Genomic DNA, 19,289 nt, shown 5'->3' on the forward strand with positions numbered 1-19,289 from the left:
GATTAACCTTGATTCGAATCGTAATTGCCGAAGATCAGCGAATGCTGCTTGGCGCGCTAGGTTCCATCCTTGATTTGGAAAGTGACATGGAAGTTGTAGGGAAAGCGAGCAATGGGGAAGAAGCAATGAATCTCGTCAATCAATTAAAGCCGGATATCTGCATAACCGATATTGAAATGCCAGTTAAAACTGGGCTCGATGTAGCGGAGGAGATCAAGGAACAGGGCCACCAATGCAAGGTCATCATTTTGACCACCTTTGCACGTCCTGGGTATTTTGAAAGAGCAAGAAAGGCCGAGGTAGGCGGATATCTTCTCAAGGATAGCCCTAGTGAGGAACTGGCGAACTCGATCCGTGTCATCATGGATGGGCGGCGCATTTATGCTCCCGAACTGGTGGATATGGCATTCGAAGAAGAAAACCCTTTGACTGAAAGAGAGAGTCAAGTGCTCAAATTGATCGCAGATGGTAAGACCACAAAGGAAATCGCAAGCCAGCTTTATCTGACCAATGGAACGGTCCGTAATTATATATCAGTCATCCTTGATAAATTGGATGTAAGCAACCGCGTTGAAGCGATCGTAAGATTCAAGGAGAAGGGCTGGTCAAAAGATTGAACAAAGCGTAAATCCCTGGAGGTTTTGCAAATCAAAAAAGCACAGTGTCAGGATTGAAATATGGTATATTAATTTCTATTACATAAGGAAAGAGGATGACCATTATGCAAAAGGCTACATTTGCTGGAGGCTGTTTCTGGTGCATGGTGACACCATTTGAAGAACAACCGGGTATTGGGGGAATCGTATCCGGTTATACGGGAGGACATGTTGAAAACCCGACTTACGAGGAAGTGAAAACGGGAACTACGGGGCATTATGAAGTCGTGGAAATCACTTTCGACCCTCAGTTATTTCCTTATGAAAGATTGCTGGAACTATATTGGCAGCAGATCGATCCAACCGACGACGGCGGTCAATTCCATGACAGAGGAAGCCAATATCGGACGGCCATCTTCTATCATGATGAAACGCAAGAAAAACTGGCCCTTGAAGCGAAAGAAAAGGTAGCGGCCAGCGGGAAGTTCCAGAAACCAGTCGTAACGGAAATCCTTCCGGCTAAAACCTTTTACCCTGCCGAAGAATACCATCAAGGCTATCATAAAAAAAACAAAGATGATTATAAAGCGGACCGTGCGAAATCGGGACGCGATGAATTCATTGGCCAGCATTGGAACGGTGAATGAAATGGATCGGGTGTGCTTACACATCCGGTTCTTTTTATTGTCCTTTTAACGGCTCAAAAATTTTATTCATTATTTCTACGGATTTTTATGCGGAGGGGCCGAATTCTCATGATATTTTCATATTTCTTCAGTACACTAAGGGGTAGGTGGTGATGATCATGAATAAGAGAATTTTAATAATAGAAGATGAAGAAAAAATAGCGAGGGTCCTGCAGCTGGAACTTAATCATGAGGGTTATCAAACAGAATCGGCTTTTACGGGAAAGGCAGGTCTGGAAAGGGCGGAAGCCGAAGAGTGGGATTTAATCTTATTGGATGTGATGCTGCCCGAGTTGAATGGCATAGAGGTACTTAGGCGTTACCGGAAAAAGAATGGGTCGACACCAGTCATCCTTCTGACCGCAAGGGATGCTGTGCCAGACAAGGTCAATGGCCTGGATCATGGCGCGAATGACTATGTAACGAAGCCGTTTGAAATTGAAGAGCTGCTGGCACGGATCCGTGCTTGTTTTCGTACCAATGTAAGGGAGAGCCTATCAGAAGGGGAAGTGGATGAACTAAAGATCCACGATCTGAAGCTGAACCTTGGCACTAGGGACATTCACAGGCAAGGCAATAGGATTGAGCTTACATCACGCGAGTTCGATTTGCTGGTTTATCTTTTACAAAATAAAAATCAAGTACTTTCAAGGGAGCAAATCCTGACACATGTATGGGGATATGACTTCGCAGGGGATACGAATGTGGTTGATGTGTATATCCGTTATTTGCGCAAAAAGATAGATTATCCCTTTGAGCTGCAGCTCATCCATACTTACCGCGGGGTAGGTTACAGCCTGAAGGAGCCAGTATGAAGATTCGGACGAAAATCCAATCGTATTCCAGTCTTTTTTTAAGCGTCATGCTCATCTTGTTGAGTATCATCGTTTTAATCGCCTTCCTTTGGATATCGTTAGAGAGGGAACGGGATCTGCTTGAAGATCAAGCTTCATTAATCGAAGAAAATATCCTGACGAAGGATTTGATTTCCGGTGATTCCGATTTAATGGAGCCGTATATCCCGGACGATGGAATGGTGCGGATATTCGACACGGATGGAAGGCTGGTTAAATCATTTACGGATGAAGAGGACCTCAATGGGCTTGCGGTTAAATCCTTTGACGAGAAAGGATACGACTTTGCCAAAGCTGACGGTGAATATGTATTGACCTACCGTTATCCTTATCCGGATGAGGGGAAGAAACTGGGGATGATCGAGGTCACACAGCCGCAGGATACCCTCCTTGATAATTTATCGACGCTTGCCCTCGTTTTGGGCGGTGCATCCCTTTTTGTCATTCTGTTATCGATTCTTGCCGGTAAGTGGCTGGCCAACCTGATCCTCAAACCGATATCGGTCATGAGCGGAACGATGAAGGATATTGAGAAAAGCGGGGAATTCAAACGGATACCGCTATCGGATCAATCGAAGGACGAGCTGCAGGTGATGGGAGCGGCATTCAACAGGATGATGGAAAGGCTGGAGAGGAATTATAACCAACAGCAGCAATTCCTTTCAGATGCTTCACATGAATTGAAAACACCGATTACGGTGATCGAAAGCTACTCCTCTCTATTGAAACGCTGGGGAATGGAGGATCAGGCGATTCAGGAAGAGGCAGTGGAGGCAATCCATCATGAAGCCGTCCGGATGAAAAAACTGACGGAACATTTACTGCAGTCAGCTTCCCAAACGGAACCTTCAGAAGATGTGGAAGGGAAAATAGAACTCATTTCGTTTTGTGAAGGGATTGCCCAAACATTCAGAAGGACGGGAAATCGTGAAATAACGATAGAGTCAGAGTTTAAGGAAATCTATGCGATGACCATTTCCAGTAAGCTTGAACAGGTGATAGTCATCCTATTGGACAATGCAATGAAATATAGTGAATCAAGCATACAGATCATGATAAAACGGCAGGATAATGAAATTGTCATCGGTGTGAAAGATCATGGCGGAGGGATATCACCAGAACATCTCCCACATGTATTTGACCGTTTTTATCGCGTTGATTCATCAAGGGCAAGGAAAACGGGAGGCAATGGGCTCGGGCTATCCATCGCCCGGACGCTTGTCGGGTCATTCGGCGGTAAATTGGAGATTCAAAGCGAGGTGGGGGAGGGAACGTTGGTGACTCTTACTCTTTCTCATCAAATTCTAATCTAACGCTCATGTTCATTTCATGAAGGGTGCTTATTATAAGGGTAACAACTTAAAGGAGGAAACATTCATGAAAAAACAGTGGAGTACGATTAAAGAAGGTATCATTCAAAGGAAAAAGGTAATCATGACAGTGTCCATAGCGTCCGTATTGCTTTTCGGCGGTGCTGCTGGAACGGCGGTATATGCAGTCAATAAGGGGAACCTTTCCGAGGATGAGGCTATCAAAATGATTTCAGAAAAACTAGGCGGGGAAGTTACTCAATTTGAAAAGGATTGGGACCAGCCGATGACCTATGAAATGACCGTAAAAACGAAAGAAGGCTATCAAGACGTTGACGTTGATGCTGAAAAAGGAGAGATTCTTTCTCAGGAGATGGAAGACGTTGACGATGAGGATATGAGCACACAACAAGCCGTGGAAACTGCAAAAATCAGCAGAGATCAAGCTGAAAAGATTGCCTTGAAAGCGGTGGATGGTCAAGTAACGGATATGGAGCTGGATTCAGAGAGTGGCACCCTTGTGTACGAGCTGGAAATAAAACAAGGACTAAAGGAATATGATGTAGTGGTGGATGCCACCACGGGGAAAGTATTGAAAGACCAATTGGATGATTAATCATATGTCATGTCGGCAGTAATCCATGATATATGGAGATGGAAGTGCATGAAAGGATTTGCCCGGTGGCAGATCCTTTTTTATTTGCCAAGACAGTGGGAAGTGAGGCTTACACATCCTTAACGATCATATTAGTTCCTGGCCGCAGCATTGTAGGGAGATGGGCTGTTTAACATATAAGAAGGAATTGAAAAGAAGAATCGCGAATAGGGGCATTAAGGAATCATATACAATGGAGGAATGACAATGGGAAATTTGGAAATGGCCCTGTACTTAAGGGAGAAGAAAGAATTCGAAAAATCCAATGGTTTATTGATGGATCTGGCAAAGCAAAATCCTGGCGATGCAGTCATACAGTATCAGTGTGCCTGGAGTTTTGATATTCTCGGACTTGAGGTAAAGGCGGTGCCCTATTATGAAGCAGAACTCGAATTAGGTTTGCCGGAGGAGGATGCAAAAGGGGCCTATCTCGGGTTGGGGAGCACATATCGCACCATAGGGGAATATGAAAAATCAAGACGGACATTGGAATCCGGGCTGGAGAAGTTTCCTGGGGATAAGCCTTTATTGGTATTCAGGGCCATGGCATTTTATAATTTGGCCCAACATGATCTTGCGATGGAATCTCTTTTGAAGATCATTGCCGAAACCTCGAGGGATCGAGAAATACAATCTTATGCTAAGGCGATAGAATTCTATAGTGATAAACTGGATAAAGTTTTCACATAAAATCGTGCTCATCCCCAAACTATCCACAAACCTGTATAAAACCAGTCATTTTTACATAGCCGAAATGAATGAATCAACAAATTTGATGGGGAAATTCTTGCTTTTGCCACTTTTACGGATAAATGAATGTGGATAACCTCGGATTGTGGATAACTTTCCGGTGTTATTCACTACTTTTCCACAGGTAATCCACATATTCACCTTTAATATGAAAAAAACACTGGCGATTAAGTCTCCAGGAATTTTTTATTGTAATGACTTAAGGCTAAAAGGGGATATATATAGCGATAGCTATGATAATGGATATACAAAAAATCCGCCATTCCCTGGCCTGCAGGATAATCATTGGTCCAGCTTTCTTGTTGACCTGCACGGATGAGATAGGCAATGCCTTTTTCAATCTCGGCTGTCGGCTTTTCCGATGCCGATATCAACGCATCCACAGCCCAGGCTGTATGTGTCAGTGTGCTTGTTCCGAGGGGGATATATCGCTGCTTGATATCACTGTAACAAGATTCACCCCAGCCGCCATCTTCATTTTGAATTTTCTTCAACCAAGTTAAGGCTTTTTGGATGGATGGATGTCCAGTGGCTTGCCCTGCTGCCTTCATGCCGGTCAGTGCAGACCATGTGCCATATAGAAAGCAGATGCCCCAGCGCCCATACCAGGAGCCATCTCGTTTCTGGTCTTCCAATAGCCAATCCACCGCTCTTTTACTGACTTCTTCCGGCTTCTTCATATTTGTATAGTTCCCCAGGAATTCCAGCGCCCTTCCTGTCAGATCAGCGGTGGAAGGGTCAGTCAGGAGATATTTCGAACCCTCTATAGGAAGAAGCTGCAGCCATTTATGGTCGTTATTCCGTTCGAAGGCTGGAAATCCACCATCATCATTTTGCATGGAAATCGTGAAGGCGACACCGCGCTGCCAGCTGTCCCGATTATCCGGTTTCGCTTGCAATTGCTTTGCCAGCGCCCGCAGTGAGGCGGTCGTATCATCGACATCCGGATTCATGGTATTCAAATCCGAGAACCCCCAGCCTCCAGGAATTGCATCAGGATTATGGATCAGCCAATCTCCATACATATAATGCTGGCGTGACAGTAAGTACTGATTGGCGGCCTTGACCGTTTTGTCTTTGAAAGGCATTCCCGCTTCTTGAAGGGCGTAACTTATTAAGGAGGTATTCCAAACATGGGGCGTCGTGAACTGGATATGTGTGTGTCCCTCAATGGAGCAGGCCATCCCCTTCAGACCGGCAATGGCCTTTAGAATCACTGGATCTCTTTTCGAATATCCTATTGAAAGGAGGGCAAAGATCATGAAAAAGGTAGAGCCGAAATAATTGTACAGTGTCCCATCTGGTTCCAGCCTGTCGAGCATGAACCTTTTCGTTGAATCCAAGGCCAAGGAATGCAAATAATCCGGATAACCAATCAAGGCTTTGACGCCTGTTTGAAGTTTGGAGAAGAAGGAACGATATTCTTCGGTACGGTATTCTTCCCACACTTGCTCTTCGGAACTGTCCTCCCTTGTTTGGAATAAATCTTTTAAACTTGGCGTGTCCGGGGTCGTGATCTGAAACTTTTTATGGCCAAGCAATAGCAATGGAATCATATTGACCCGCCCATAAACGGAAAGGTCATAAATGCTGACGAAAAAGGTCGGAGGCAGTAAGACCACTTCGAGTGGAATGGGGAATAGGCGCGGCCATTGATATTGTCCGGTGACAGTAAGCATCATTTTCGTTAACATTTTGGCCTGTTTGATGCCGCCCTTGGAAAGAATGAATTGTTTGGCTTTCCTCATATGGGGATGATTCTTATTGCGGAGTCCGCTAAAAAGAAGGCCATAGTAAGCCTCGATCGTAACCGTAACATTGCCGTCCTTCTCATCTTGGAAAAGTTTCCATGACCCATTTTCCGTTTGCTTGCTTTCGATTCTTTTTACTAAAGCATCTATAAGTGAAGTATCTTCCATATCTAGAATTTTCAATAATATGATCATATAGGCATCTGCTGTTATCCCGGTGTCAAAGGGATAATTCCACGAACCATCAGCGGATTGGTCTTGTTTCAAGCGATGAACAAGGCGATTGATTTCCGATTGTACATGTTGGTTCAATGACTTTCCTCCTCTAAAAACACATTTCCGTTTATATGTATATTCAAAACTTGTCGTTGCATTCAAGAAATCAGGTCAGGTGCATCGTCCCACATGAATAAAGGAGGGGGAACTAAAAACGCTTTGGCAATGAGAGCTGCCAAAGCGTCATTTTAGATCCTATGCATCATTTAACTGGTAAGGAAGATGACCGCACATAGCGGTAAATCGGCAGCACGTAGCTGTCTATGCCTTCGGGTTCGAGGGCAAGGGAGAGGAAGTTGGCATCAGGATGACCCCATGTCGAAAACATAGCTTCCTTTTGGGAAATCTCGAGTTTTTGAAGTGACGACTCCCTTGTGGAATGTCCGCTTTCCAGTTCAGCGGAAACTATTAAATCATTGACCATACTTTCAACAGCTACCTTCATGTATTTTTTATTTTCAGCAATTTTTGCTGATACAGAAGGGTTTGGGAACCGTTTCAGCCCCTTTATGAACCACTGCTGTCGTTTCGAAAGGCCCATTTATAAATAAACTGGAAATGTTATTAGTGAAAAGTAGTCTATTTCATTTTTAGAAAGGTTTTTTTCAAACTCTGAAAAAATATTGAAAATCGTTTTCTTAATCAAATTTATAACGATTACTGACTAAGATACCTCTAATTCTTTTTTTTAAGGTGTTTTTCATGCTCAAAATGCAATTTTCATGATTGGTATAATGTTTACTTTTAGTTTATTCTAAGAGCAAATAAAAAGAGGAAGTGGTTTTGATGTCTTTAGGAGTAAATAACGATATTAAAATTCAGCCAAGAGAGGTACGAAGAATTTGCCCCTTATTGAGAAAGAGTTTGAAATTTAGTAAATTCATGGGGATGTAAAGGTTTTCTATGAATTTATAAATATGCCTGTAAAGGATGCAGGAGACTGTTGGAAGTAGACGGCAATATGGGGAAGATGTGTGGTTTCCAAATGATTGTATAACGGTTTTCAACCTGAAAAATTAGCTGAAGATTGGCTGGAAGGCTATATTGAGGAATTGGATGAAATGAAAGAGGGGGAGCTCCGTTTTTTTCCGAGAAAGGCATGCGCCTTTTAGGGGAGGGGTATCGAACCCCAAAAAGCCAACCGGTTCCTGCTATATCCTGCTATACATGAAATGGAAACCGCCGATGGTGCTGCTTCCTTCTGTATCAGAGTTATTTTGGAAATATTAGAACAAGACATCCCCGAAAGAAGCAGTGAATAAATGGTAAGGCATAGATTCCGGCCGAAGTGTCAATTATCAGAAGTTAGGTTGGATTCAAAGAAGGCATGTTTTAAATCATCTAACCCGAATTATGAGAGAAATTCGGGTTAGCAAATATACTGATTTTCTTCTACTCGAGCTCTTATGGTCATTAACAAGGACGTTCATTAGTACCAAATGGATGGATCATTTCCGGTTCTATGCCTAAATTTCCATAAAAATGCTGTTCTATAAAATGTTTAATATTTATTAATTCTGAAGGGGTGGGAAAGGACGATACTTGAATGGTAGGGATGTGCTCAATTAGCATATTTGTATTATTACCAACTTCGGTAGAAATGAGCAAATCAAACTCCTCATATTTGAAAAGCAAATCAATGCTGGATGGATCCAATGTTGAGATAGCCACTTTATTACCATAGTGATATTTTAATACTTCCCTAATATAATCTTTTTCGTTATAAGTTCTGCACATTAACGCAACCTGTATTGTATGTTGATTCCATTTTCTCAAGACAACAGACTGTAGAAGTGAAAATATCTCTAAAACATCAAGTTTCTTAATCGTTAAAGGCACTGAAGAAAAACTTTCAATTGCCATTTCCTCAATTACCTCGAAAATCGGATTTGTTTCAAAGTATGGAAGGAACTGCAGCATTGAATTTCCTGCACTTTCCGTTTCAAATTCAGTTTCAACTTGTATCCTTTTTAATGTTTGGGATAAATGAAATAAAAAGATATCATCTTGTGATAGATTAAAACCAACATATTTAGAAAGACATTTTAAAAATTTCATCAAGGGAAGTCCTTTTTGGCTCCTCATTCTTTTTTTAATATAATTGATGTACTGTGATCTATTTAATGGTCGTTCCTCACTCATGATATAAATAGCAAAGAAGAGAATTTCTTGTAGTTGAATATCTCTTGTAGGGCATTTGGCCATATAGTTTACCAATTCTTTCGAGAGCTCAAAATATTTACTACCCTCGTAAGTATTTATAAGTTTTTTAGGAAATGAGATATAATGCCCCATGGAGACACGAAAATTTGATAAAGATAAAATCATTGTTAATCGCTGTAAGGCGCCTGTTCTGCAAGACATTGAATATTTTGAAAACAGCTGTAATAATTCTGTTTGAAATTTTATCGTATCGAGTGAATCATCTTTAATGATATTGGATTCAACCGACATGAAGTCCAAATATTGCATGATGAATCTTCTAATCTTTTTTTCATCCCCAATGACTTTAAAGGGGCTTGCAGTTAATGTAACACCTGCCTCACTCACAACCTCTTGTAATTTTTCAAGGTGACGGTATGCAGTGGAACGACTAATATAAACCGCTTGGGATATCTGGGAAATATCAACACCATCGTTCAAAAGAATTAACTTTAATGTGTGTAAATAGGAATTCTTTTCTCTTATTTGTGTTAATAAACTTTCTAATGTACCATTTTCAGGTTTAATTAGACGAACTCCAAGATTCTCACTTTTTTTCAAAACCCATCCGTCAGGGAAAATAGACTCCAGGATTTCTAAATCTCGCCAAATAGTACTTTTTGAATACTCTGTTTTATCGCATAATTCAGCTATACTAATCCATTTGTTATTATTAAGTAAATGAAAGATCAAGTCTGAATAACGTTTATAAAATCGATTCATATTATCACCTATTTCGTAATTGATCAAAATCTATTCCTAAACCTAAGACTACAAAAGAATTCTCATTTTATTTTCTCCGTTTAAGGAGTTTACATTCCTAACCTAGAATGTTTACATCGATTCTGATAGTAACTAAGTCCCGTTTTTTAATAGTACCTTCACTTTCTTGGGGTAATATTCCGAAAATTAGAAATTACCGTCCCGCTTATGGCACACACCCAGTTATTTAATGTATTTTTCTTTCTCATTAGAAACGCAACTTTTAAGAAGATGATGATCATGACTGTATGTGTACCAAAAAGCACTTACATAAAGTAAGTGCTTAAACCGGTCTTTATCTTTTTTGTGGCCTGTTAACGAGTAGGCAGGTGATTGTTACATTATTTCAACCATTAACTTTCGTAATGAAAAGTCAGATCTATTATTATATTTTGACCCAGTTATTTTTAATCGCATGGATAACTGCTTCAGTGCGGTCATTTACTTTTACCTTTTGGAGTATTCTGCTGACATGATTTCTTACTGTCTTTTCACTTATGAAAAGTGCTTCGCCGATTTGGGAGGTGCTTTTTCCATCTGTAAGCAATTGGAGGACTTCACATTCGCGATTTGTTAACAGGTGGAGTGGGCGACAAAGCTTAAGAGATTGCTCAAAAGCTTCATCTTCACTTAAGTTTTTTTCAACTAATTTTCGATATTCATTTAGTATATTGTTGATCACCTTTGGATGCAAATAAGTACCGCCCTCCGCAACAAGATGAACAGCATCAATAAGTTCACTTGCGCTCATCTCTTTAAGCAGATAACCTAATGCACCGCTTTGAAGTGCTTCGGTTACATAATGTTCATCTTCACTTATGGATAAGATCATTACTTTTGTATTGGGGTTATTTTCGATTAGCCTGCGTGTTGCTTCGAGTCCATTCATTAGTGGCATACTTATATCGATTATGAAAACGTCTGGCTTATATTCTTTTTCAATAGAAGCTACTTCGTTACCATCTACACCTTCGGCAATAACTTGAAAAGATTCTTCAATTTCAAGGATTCGTTTAACCCCTTCTCGGAAAAGTTGATGATCATCTATAATAGCAATTGTGGTAGTCATTTAGGCAGCTTCTCCTACCCTTCTGATTTTCTATATTTTTAGAACGTTTATTAAACCTATTCGTAACAATGAAATGAAACAAGTATATAAAATAAGGATTTCTACCCGCGAATTGTCCTAAGGAACCTATTCAGTTCATATCATTTCTTCAAGTTACGATTAACTGATGAGTTATTATTTATGGAGCATCAATTAGATTCCAATTAATTTTCCCGATATAATTACCTATATAAACAAAAGGATCAATTTTTAGCAGTATACCTTTATCTGATTCCCAGTTAATCGATACATTTTGTTCCTCTTGTGTAATCATTTCATAAACATTCGTCTCAGTTCCAAGCGCCATTGTTGTTTCAATTCCATCCTCGTTAACAAACTTTAATGCATCCCTCAAAAAATGCCCTTGACTATCTGAGAATTCCTCCATTAATGTTGCTGTGAGACGCCATGAACTTCCCGATCCACGGGTATCGTTCACAAGGATGTCCCAATCATTATTTCTTTTTGAATAGGTTGGTTGATTCGGTATTTGCATATTTTCAAAACTGACATTTTCAGTTACACTCATGAAACTTAATTTTCCCGTTACATTGACGTTCACTACTTCAATATTTGATTTTCGACCCGTATCATCTACAGCATAAACTGAAACTTGATGCATCCCTATGGACAATTGATCTGCCGGAATGCTGTATTGATAGTTAATGTCTTCACCTTTGTTAGTAGAATTTGATACATTAGAAGCAAATTTTACAGGAGTATTACTGTTCGCTGCATAATATAAATCAACTAGATTACTATCAAGGTCGTTCCAACTGCCACTAATCGTATACTCAGTGCCAAAATCAACAGGAATTTCCCGATTAGCATCCGTTAACGTAATGGCTGGAGGACTTTCAACAATGATTTTCAAATTAGCGGAAACTGAATGAGCGCCTTTACCATCTCTTGCTGTGACTTGAAGATTATTTTCTCCTAATTTTAACTGATCTGATGTTATAAGATAGCTCCAGTCTACCGGTTCAGTTGAACCTCCATTGTCTAGCACTTCGGATTTTAGCAACTCGCCATCTAAGTCATAATATAAGGTATTTGTGGAATCATCTGAATCTTTCCAAGTGCCCTTTGCTTGATAATCTTCACCAACAGCTAAGTGAATGGGGCCTTTTTCATTTATAGTCACTTCAGGTACATGGTTAGCTTGAATGACATAATCTACTGGATGCGTTTTCGTTATATAGTTACTACCTACAAAATTAACTATTTCACTTATTGGTGTATCAACGGTTACCTCATTGACTTTTACTTTATAAGAAATAGTGATTTCGTTCATACTACTATTCATATTTGGAAGACTAAGGTTAAACGATTTCCCTGACCATACACTATCTTCTACTTCTGTAGTCGTGCCAGAGGTCGTTAAGGTCATAGATTCTGGAATATAAGTAACGTGATCATTTAATTTACTATTTGCAATTAAATTCATCCAATCCTGTTTTCCAGATAAATACTTTGCGTTAATCGAATAGGTTAATTCTTCTCCTTTATAGACAGGATCTCCATTATTCACAACAGATCCATCGTTTCTAGTAATTTTCTTGGTAAGATCGGCATTCACTAGGCCAGGTACAGAATCGAAGGTAGTACGGTGTATAGTAGCATTTTCCCCTGTCGCACCCGTAAATCCCCAATAAACTGACGTTGAGCCAAATATAACCATTGGATCAATCGGAACCGTGACGGCGTTAGTACCAGCTAATTGATAAGTTAGTTTTTGCCCAGCGGCATCCCAGGTGATGGTAAATTTACGCCAAACATCATTTGCAAGGTTACCCGTCGTATATTGGATATCATTATGTTTTATACCCCAAGCACCAACATGATTAAAGGCCTCAGGCCTTCCTGGAAAGTTCCATGCGATATGATCTTTATTAGAAACATAATAATCAAAATCAGAAGAATTATGCCATGTATCAAACTCAACTGCGAAACTTTTTTGAATCGCTTTAGTTGAATTACCTTCCCATCCCCAAACGCCAAGTGTCCCCCCAGTATTTGTAGAAGTCGCATTTGTACCTCTAGCATCATTATGCATAACAAAAGCCATACCATCTGCAGCGGAATCTCCATTATTTCCAAAATACATGTACATTGAGGAAGTGAAATTTCTTGTCAGGTCCATTTTATTAATCTCTGTGGACCAAATACCTCCTTTTTGCCACGTACTATTAGTTATTTCAACCATATTACCATTGGTAACTTTACTACTTGATCCAGTTATAGGAGTTGTAAATATATTCGAAACATCAATTTTAGAAGGAGGATTATTTTCATTCGCTGCTTCCGCTTTATAGGATGGCAACCCAATGTTTGAAAAAAATAATGCATTTACTAAAATGAGGAAAAGGGCAGCTCTTGAGAAACTTTTTTTATTTTTCAATGTCCTTTCTCCTTTTCTTTCTAAGTAAGAAGAAGATTATTGCAATTAGTACTAAAATCAACAAAGCCAGCCCTACAAAAATGAGGGTATAGTCTTTCTCAACCTCAACGGCCGTTTTATTTAGTTCTTTTGCATCTGCACCTTTAATTTCAAACATTTTATCGAATTTCCATGTCTGATTACCGTCTGTAACTGTTAAATATAAATGATATTTACCTTGTTCCAACTTTTGATTATCCCAGGTAATAGGAAAGTCAAAATTAGAATTCGGTGCCATGGATAACTTACTTTTCTTCGTTGAGTGGAGCTTCTCTTTTTTTCCTTCCTTCGTAATACGTGCATTTACATCCAAGTTATTTATTATGACAGCTTCTGTATTTTGTAAATTCGCAGTAACAACCGTACGATAGTTCATCAACCCTGCTTGAACTTCATTTAACTTTAATTTCGGCTTAACAACTTCATCCGTTTCGGTTAATTTCACGCCAATCACATACGAAAATTCATTTTTGATTTGAACTTTATTATTTTCTTTCTTTTTGTCCTCTTTATTTATTTCGTGTACATAGAATCCACCCAAAATAATTCCATCAAATGACTCTTTGGGCATTTGAATAGTAAAGGGCACTTTCTTCGTTTCTTTTCCTTTCATTGTAATTTCTTGCTTTGGGGATATCAGATCAGAAAAAGCATACTTTAATGAGCTGTCTTTTTTGTGTCCATGTTTGCTATAGTCAATCACTCCATTTTGATTGGTAATAGCTGAATTGGGTTCGATCATTATCTTTTTTTCTTCACTAGAAGTGTTTTTAACTGTTAAAGATATCGTTTGTTTTGAACCTGGAGCCATCTTCAAGTCAAAATAGGTGAGCTTTTTATTAACTTGGTTTTTGGGAATATTGGCTTTTACTGAATACTCCATAGTACCAGCAAAGGCCACTTTATTATTGGAAACAAATCCTAATCCAATCAATAATATTAAAACCATAATGGATAACATATTTTTCATTTTTTCTATCCCTCACATCTCTAATTTCATGATGTCATTTTTTTAAAAAAACTTGGCTATAATAATTAATTAAGCCAAGTTTTTGAATTTGAATTTATTTCGGTGCGTCAGATAATTCCCATGTCATAGTAGCTGTATAGTTTTGAGCATCAGCTGATCCCGCCAAAACACTTAATTGTACGTTACTATTATCGCCTTCAGTACCTGAAAAAACATCTAGCCATGTTCCGCGACCTGCATCTACTTCAGCTAACATAAGTACTTTGGAATCTGTATTATCAAATACAACATCATTAGCAGTTGGTGGTGTGGAAACATTACTGGTTTGTGATTTCACTTGTCCATTTTTGAAAGATAAAATAGCTCCTTTCAATACTTCTCCAGTATCGCTTTTAAATTCTGAAGCCTTTGCTGTCAAAGACCATCCTTCGCCCGTTCCACGTTTATCTGAAACTTGTACAAAGGGGTCTGTATTTTCAGCATTATAAGTCGTGTTTCCACTCATGATTTTTTGTGTTCCAAATTGGATGTTTGAGGCATGGTCCAGAGTTAATGCCCCAGTATTTCCAGTACCTCCATTGCCTGGATCTTCGGGATCAATTGGACTTGGTGGATTAGGATTGTCCGGATTTGTAGGATCTACTGGATTTGTTGGCCCCTCATCTGCAATAAAGCCAATATAATTATTAGAAGTCGCGTCATTTATGACAGCCGCCTGTGCGGAACTTGTTGAAAGAAGTGTTCCGGCCAAGATAATACTGCCTGCTGCTGATAAACTAAATGCTTTCATTTTTCCAATCTCCTATTTCGTTTATTTATTATTGTGGGGCGTCCACTAGACTCCAAGTTAAAGTCGATACATAATCTCCTGCTAAGTTTCCTGATGGAACGGAAATTTTAATGCTGTTTGGATCAAGTTTATCTACCCAAGTCCCTAATCCTGTGTTCACATCAGCTCTCATGAGGATTTGGGGATTAGTTGTTCCACTATCCGTACCTAATTGTACTTCCCTTAGTTCAGGTGGTGGAGAAACATTTCCTGGATTCGTCTCAGCAGCACCGATTGGTAATGTTACAATTGCACCTTTTAAAATCTTAGTGCCATCCGTTTGATCCGTAAATGGTGAGGTTGCTACTTGCAAAGCCCAACCAACACCTGTACCACGCTTATCGGTTACTTGTACGTTAGGATCTATAGATGTAGTTGTATATTCTACTGCACCGCTCGCTAATTGGTGGGTATCGAATTCTAAAGGTGAAACATTATCAATCGTTAATGAACCTTCGTTACCTGTTTCACCACCTGGTTCACTTGGGAAAATCGGGTCAGTTGGTCCTGTAGTTTCGTCTCCAGGTGTAATCGTAATATGACCTTGAGAAGTTGCTCCAAGGCCATCTGTACTTCCAGTCACTGCATTGGGATCGATTGCTGCGAATGTAGGTGTCGCGAATAACAATAATGCTGCTAAGGACATTAATCCTTTAATTAAGGCTTTTGTGATACTCATTTTGTATTTCCCCTTTTTAATTTTAATATATGTTGAACATGACCATTCCTTGGATTTGCATGAAAAACCCAGTGCATCGATAAAACACTGTACCAATTCTACTAATAACTCCTCGTTTTCCCGTTGTTTGTCCCTCCTTGGCAGTTATTTATGTTCAATAAAGAAATGAGAGGAATGAGTAGTTTGTAATATAAAAGGAATGTCATGTGTTAATTACATTCCATAAAATAAATCGTTAGAACTAATTTCAAAGATGGGTTGTGAGACTTCATATAAGAAATTAGACCCATGGATATTTAGTTGAATGACTTAGGACTGTTGTGTTTTGTCCGGTACTGTAAATTTAACGCTAGAAGGATAAAGAAGGAATAAGAAGCATAATTCACTTAGTTAAATGAAATTTAGAATGATCATGATAAGAATGAAATTATTTTCAAAAAAGTTATATTTCAAGAGGAAGAAGCACTATTAGAAGGTAAGAAAAGGGGATTTGACAATAAATAATAAAAAGGGCTCATAGTTTCGATAAACGGCATATACTCTAGTCAAAATAAATTTATGGGGCTGTTTTAACGGAAATTTGTTGAAGTTGTTTTGATGAGTATTCTCTATGAAAATGCGATTCGGATTGTGAATAAATATAAATTGCCTTGTTTTTGAAAGAGTTAAATTGATACCTTATGAGCATGTTGAACAGGGCTATAAAATGAAAGTTTTGAGATCATACTTGTCTGCTCAGGAGCAGCCCGAAAGATTTGTAGAAGTTACAGCTGAAGCGGGTTAGGTAGACACTTTTTCCAACTAACATAAGACTAATCGGGAAAAAGTACATGAGAAGACAATTGATTTGGGACAAACTATCTTTAAAAATATATCTAATATGAAGTAGTAAGCTTCAATAAAGAAATACTATAGGTATTTTCATGTCTTATATTAGCAATGTAAGTAGTCTTGTTTGCACATACTCTCAACCCCATTTTTTTAGGTAAGTTTCACCGATTATTTTCGGCGGATCTTACCTATTTTTTAGAGACTTTTAACTATGTGAGATGATGGCAAATTTATATTGTATTTTAGTATTAAATCAGAATAACAGAAACTTAACCAAAACCTCTCTACAGTTAAGATCATATATGTAACTTCTTTTTTGAGGTGTTGTTAGTACTATCCCATAAAAACAGTTGGATTTTTGGATTAGGTAATTCAATTATACTTCTGTTGTAAAAAGATACGTCCCAATTTTAATTTATTCGGTTTCAACAAAGATATATTGTCTGAATTTTGAAGAGGTACTCTTAAGAAGTGATGAAATTAATTGATGTATTAGATGTATTACTTGATAACATTTATTAAATAATAATCAATTATTCTATCTACTTAAATTTAGATTATTTATAAGGAGAGTACGGAATGATAGAAACTACACAAGAATTAATATGTAATTTATATAAACACTGTAAAATGACAACTTGCCATTCATTTAGGGTGGGGAATGACTTATCTGGTTTCGGACGTTATTTGGGAATCGAAAATCAAGAATTTCTTTTTATTTTAGGAGCTCTTCATGATATTGGTAAATTAGAAATTCCTCAACAATTATTAAATAAAAAAGAAAGACTAACAAAACTCGAATATGAAGAGATTATGCACCATACAGTTTACGGAGCACAAATAGTACAAAACATCCCCCAATTCCCATCAGAATTTTCAGATGTAATCTTATTTCATCATGAAAATTTTGATGGTTCTGGATATTACGGAAAGAAAGGAAAAAGTATACCCCTACTTTCTAGGATTATCAGAATTATTGATTCTTACGATACGATGTTATATGGACGTATTTATCAAAATCCAAAAGACCCATACCAAATAATTCAAGAGATTAAATCTCTTAGTGACATTCATTACGATAAAGACTTGGCCCTATCCTATACAAATTTCCTTGAAACGAAGGCTCGCCAACTCCTACCATGATATTCCATTCAGCATATCAATGGTAAGGGAAGGAAATATATTATTTAGAAGTAATCTCATTTGAAAGAAGTGTCAGCATGCGTGAAATTCAAAAAATATTAAAGAATCAATAAATCAGGAAGTTACTTAAAGACAATGGAGCCATTCAAATGGTATGGCTTCAATTTATGAGGGGGGAAAGAAGTTAATGTTAAACATAGGGGAGCAAACAAAAATCCGGGATCTCCTCACAAGCCTCCGTTTGGTCCGGGTGTTTCGAACAGGTTGCGAGGTCAGTAAGGAAAGTCCCTTCTTTACGAATTGAAATCAGGAACAAGGGAGGAATTACCTTCACGGTCAATTAAAGTGAAAGTAGAAGGGGCATACGAACATACCTGATTAAAGAAAGGATTTCCTGATGAATCAGCTTCTCGTGTGTTGATTGATTACACTAGGAAATATCACTATCGTATCAAATATAATTTGATACTCATATTAACAAGGGATTTAATTATTTTTTTCATTCCCTAGAGAGTAACTGAATGAAAGCGCCTTAACTATCCCCGTTTAACCCGTAAGATCCCCCATTAGAAATATTTTCCTTTGTATATAGAACTAGTTTAAAAATGAGAAGGCTGATAGCGATTGAGCATACATATACGGTGAAATTGAAGGTATGGATTGTGGATTTTATAAGACTTTCGGGGGGGTATTTGATTCGTGAGATAGGTTAATTATTAAACAAAAGCAGAAGTATGATTAGAATCAACTTCGATTTTGGAGCAATTGAAATAAAAACAGGAAGTAACGACCAGATTAATGATTCCATGGTGAAATTCGCAATCCTTTTAATAGATGTTCATCACCTGTATTCTGTATAATTACAGGTGGAAAGTGAAAATGATACAGATCAACTATTTGCTTGGCCCGTATCATTTCAATTCATCATATAACTTATTTAAAAGATCCTGTGAATCTTGACCGCTCATTATCTGGCCGTTCACTTTCGCATAAGGGGTTTTCTTACAAAGTTTACACTCACTCAAACATTCATATTCCTTATATTCAATCCTTGGATTCTCTAAGAACTTACCATAATCGGCAATTGTTTGTTCATTAAGGAAGCGGTCAAGATTATTTTGGCAAAATTCAATCTGGATTTTCGCCTTTTTTGAGAACACTTTGGATAACAAGTTTTTCATCATATCGCTTCTTTCATTGGAAGAGTAAATATTTGTTATGTTGATTTTATCACTTTCTGAAACGAAATGCATGATTGGTTCATCCGAATTCATTACAATTTGACTATCGGGAGAATATCAAGTAATTCCCTTGTGTATATTGACACATGTCCAAGAAATGATAGAATAAGAATGAATGATAATGAATCTCATTATCATGAATGGAAGATCCTTGTAACTATTGCAACTTAATGAGTCCCATTTCAATAGGTGACTTACTGATAGTC

Annotated in this window: 16 protein-coding genes; 7 read left to right on the plus strand and 9 right to left on the minus strand. The window is 38.4% G+C overall.

Annotated elements, in window-relative coordinates; all coding sequences use genetic code 11:
* The first annotated feature begins 8 nt into the window (after positions 1 to 8).
* The 6 genes from J7I96_RS07220 (at position 9) to J7I96_RS07245 (ending at position 4,791) form a co-directional block, all read left to right on the plus strand.
* Positions 9 to 617 carry a response regulator transcription factor gene (locus tag J7I96_RS07220; protein WP_214773034.1) on the plus strand — a complete coding sequence of 203 codons (609 nt, stop codon included), beginning with the start codon at positions 9 to 11 and terminating at the stop codon, positions 615 to 617.
* Positions 618 to 721: 104 nt separating this feature from the next.
* The gene (gene msrA, locus J7I96_RS07225) at positions 722 to 1,243 is read left to right on the plus strand and encodes a peptide-methionine (S)-S-oxide reductase MsrA (RefSeq protein WP_214773035.1); all 522 of its coding nucleotides are present in this window, start codon (positions 722 to 724) and stop codon (positions 1,241 to 1,243) included.
* Positions 1,244 to 1,401: 158 nt separating this feature from the next.
* Positions 1,402 to 2,097 (plus strand): response regulator transcription factor, encoded by a 696-nt coding sequence (locus J7I96_RS07230; protein WP_034311632.1) that lies wholly within the window; start codon positions 1,402 to 1,404, stop codon positions 2,095 to 2,097.
* Positions 2,094 to 3,449: a sensor histidine kinase gene (locus J7I96_RS07235; protein WP_214773036.1), complete on the plus strand. Its 1,356-nt coding sequence runs from the start codon at positions 2,094 to 2,096 to the stop codon at positions 3,447 to 3,449. The genes J7I96_RS07230 and J7I96_RS07235 overlap by 4 nt, the downstream gene beginning before the upstream one ends.
* 64 nt (positions 3,450 to 3,513) lie before the next feature.
* Positions 3,514 to 4,062: a PepSY domain-containing protein gene (locus J7I96_RS07240; RefSeq protein ID WP_214773037.1), complete on the plus strand. Its 549-nt coding sequence runs from the start codon at positions 3,514 to 3,516 to the stop codon at positions 4,060 to 4,062.
* Positions 4,063 to 4,308: 246 nt separating this feature from the next.
* Positions 4,309 to 4,791, plus strand: coding sequence for a tetratricopeptide repeat protein (locus J7I96_RS07245; RefSeq protein ID WP_214773039.1), 483 nt, complete (start codon positions 4,309 to 4,311; stop codon positions 4,789 to 4,791).
* Positions 4,792 to 5,018: 227 nt separating this feature from the next.
* Here the strand turns inward: J7I96_RS07245 and shc are convergent, their stop codons facing one another.
* The 8 genes from shc to J7I96_RS07285 all read right to left on the minus strand — a co-directional run bounded on the left by shc (position 5,019) and on the right by J7I96_RS07285 (position 15,868).
* A complete protein-coding gene (gene shc, locus J7I96_RS07250; protein ID WP_214773040.1) occupies positions 5,019 to 6,914 on the minus strand; it encodes a squalene--hopene cyclase in 1,896 nt (631 codons plus the stop codon).
* Positions 6,915 to 7,080: 166 nt separating this feature from the next.
* Positions 7,081 to 7,419 carry a hypothetical protein gene (locus J7I96_RS07255; RefSeq protein ID WP_214773041.1) on the minus strand — a complete coding sequence of 113 codons (339 nt, stop codon included), beginning with the start codon at positions 7,417 to 7,419 and terminating at the stop codon, positions 7,081 to 7,083.
* An 872-nt stretch (positions 7,420 to 8,291) separates the two neighbouring features.
* Complete coding sequence (locus J7I96_RS07260) at positions 8,292 to 9,803, minus strand: AcpB/EbpR/MafR family transcriptional regulator (protein WP_214773042.1); 1,512 nt, start codon at positions 9,801 to 9,803, stop codon at positions 8,292 to 8,294.
* A gap of 424 nt (positions 9,804 to 10,227) precedes the next feature.
* Positions 10,228 to 10,911, minus strand: a complete 684-nt coding sequence (locus J7I96_RS07265) for a response regulator transcription factor (RefSeq protein WP_214773043.1) — start codon at positions 10,909 to 10,911, stop codon at positions 10,228 to 10,230.
* Between the two features lie 178 nt (positions 10,912 to 11,089).
* Positions 11,090 to 13,351, minus strand: a complete 2,262-nt coding sequence (locus J7I96_RS07270) for an L-type lectin-domain containing protein (RefSeq protein ID WP_214773044.1) — start codon at positions 13,349 to 13,351, stop codon at positions 11,090 to 11,092.
* Positions 13,341 to 14,360, minus strand: a complete 1,020-nt coding sequence (locus J7I96_RS07275; RefSeq protein ID WP_214773045.1) for a WxLIP family cell surface protein — start codon at positions 14,358 to 14,360, stop codon at positions 13,341 to 13,343. Before J7I96_RS07275 ends, J7I96_RS07270 begins: the two co-directional genes overlap by 11 nt.
* A 94-nt stretch (positions 14,361 to 14,454) precedes the next feature.
* The gene (locus J7I96_RS07280) at positions 14,455 to 15,150 is read right to left on the minus strand and encodes a WxL domain-containing protein (RefSeq protein WP_214773046.1); all 696 of its coding nucleotides are present in this window, start codon (positions 15,148 to 15,150) and stop codon (positions 14,455 to 14,457) included.
* A gap of 28 nt (positions 15,151 to 15,178) precedes the next feature.
* A complete protein-coding gene (locus tag J7I96_RS07285; RefSeq protein WP_214773047.1) occupies positions 15,179 to 15,868 on the minus strand; it encodes a WxL domain-containing protein in 690 nt (229 codons plus the stop codon).
* A 1,410-nt stretch (positions 15,869 to 17,278) separates the two neighbouring features.
* On the opposite strand from J7I96_RS07285, the gene J7I96_RS07290 reads away from it, so the two are divergent.
* The gene (locus tag J7I96_RS07290; RefSeq protein WP_214773048.1) at positions 17,279 to 17,842 is read left to right on the plus strand and encodes an HD-GYP domain-containing protein; all 564 of its coding nucleotides are present in this window, start codon (positions 17,279 to 17,281) and stop codon (positions 17,840 to 17,842) included.
* A 911-nt stretch (positions 17,843 to 18,753) separates the two neighbouring features.
* Here the strand turns inward: J7I96_RS07290 and J7I96_RS07295 are convergent.
* The gene (locus tag J7I96_RS07295) at positions 18,754 to 19,095 is read right to left on the minus strand and encodes a DUF1450 domain-containing protein (RefSeq protein WP_214922673.1); all 342 of its coding nucleotides are present in this window, start codon (positions 19,093 to 19,095) and stop codon (positions 18,754 to 18,756) included.
* Positions 19,096 to 19,289: the final 194 nt, after the last annotated feature.

The sequence above is a fragment of the Bacillus sp. ISL-78 genome, from assembly GCF_018613455.1.
GTDB lineage: Bacteria > Bacillota > Bacilli > Bacillales > DSM-1321 > Peribacillus > Peribacillus frigoritolerans.

Excerpts from the sequence above, each read along its gene's own strand:
- J7I96_RS07285 (WP_214773047.1), bottom strand. The coding sequence starts at position 15,868 with ATGAGTATCACAAAAGCCTTAATTAAAGGATTAATGTCCTTAGCAGCA.
- J7I96_RS07290 (WP_214773048.1), top strand. The coding sequence starts at position 17,279 with ATGATAGAAACTACACAAGAATTAATATGTAATTTATATAAACACTGT.
- J7I96_RS07245 (WP_214773039.1), top strand. The coding sequence starts at position 4,309 with ATGGGAAATTTGGAAATGGCCCTGTACTTAAGGGAGAAGAAAGAATTC.
- J7I96_RS07265 (WP_214773043.1), bottom strand. The coding sequence starts at position 10,911 with ATGACTACCACAATTGCTATTATAGATGATCATCAACTTTTCCGAGAA.
- msrA (WP_214773035.1), top strand. The coding sequence starts at position 722 with ATGCAAAAGGCTACATTTGCTGGAGGCTGTTTCTGGTGCATGGTGACA.
- J7I96_RS07280 (WP_214773046.1), bottom strand. The coding sequence starts at position 15,150 with ATGAAAGCATTTAGTTTATCAGCAGCAGGCAGTATTATCTTGGCCGGA.
- J7I96_RS07275 (WP_214773045.1), bottom strand. The coding sequence starts at position 14,360 with ATGAAAAATATGTTATCCATTATGGTTTTAATATTATTGATTGGATTA.
- J7I96_RS07240 (WP_214773037.1), top strand. The coding sequence starts at position 3,514 with ATGAAAAAACAGTGGAGTACGATTAAAGAAGGTATCATTCAAAGGAAA.
- J7I96_RS07235 (WP_214773036.1), top strand. The coding sequence starts at position 2,094 with ATGAAGATTCGGACGAAAATCCAATCGTATTCCAGTCTTTTTTTAAGC.
- J7I96_RS07255 (WP_214773041.1), bottom strand. The coding sequence starts at position 7,419 with ATGGGCCTTTCGAAACGACAGCAGTGGTTCATAAAGGGGCTGAAACGG.
- J7I96_RS07260 (WP_214773042.1), bottom strand. The coding sequence starts at position 9,803 with ATGAATCGATTTTATAAACGTTATTCAGACTTGATCTTTCATTTACTT.
- J7I96_RS07230 (WP_034311632.1), top strand. The coding sequence starts at position 1,402 with ATGAATAAGAGAATTTTAATAATAGAAGATGAAGAAAAAATAGCGAGG.
- J7I96_RS07295 (WP_214922673.1), bottom strand. The coding sequence starts at position 19,095 with ATGCATTTCGTTTCAGAAAGTGATAAAATCAACATAACAAATATTTAC.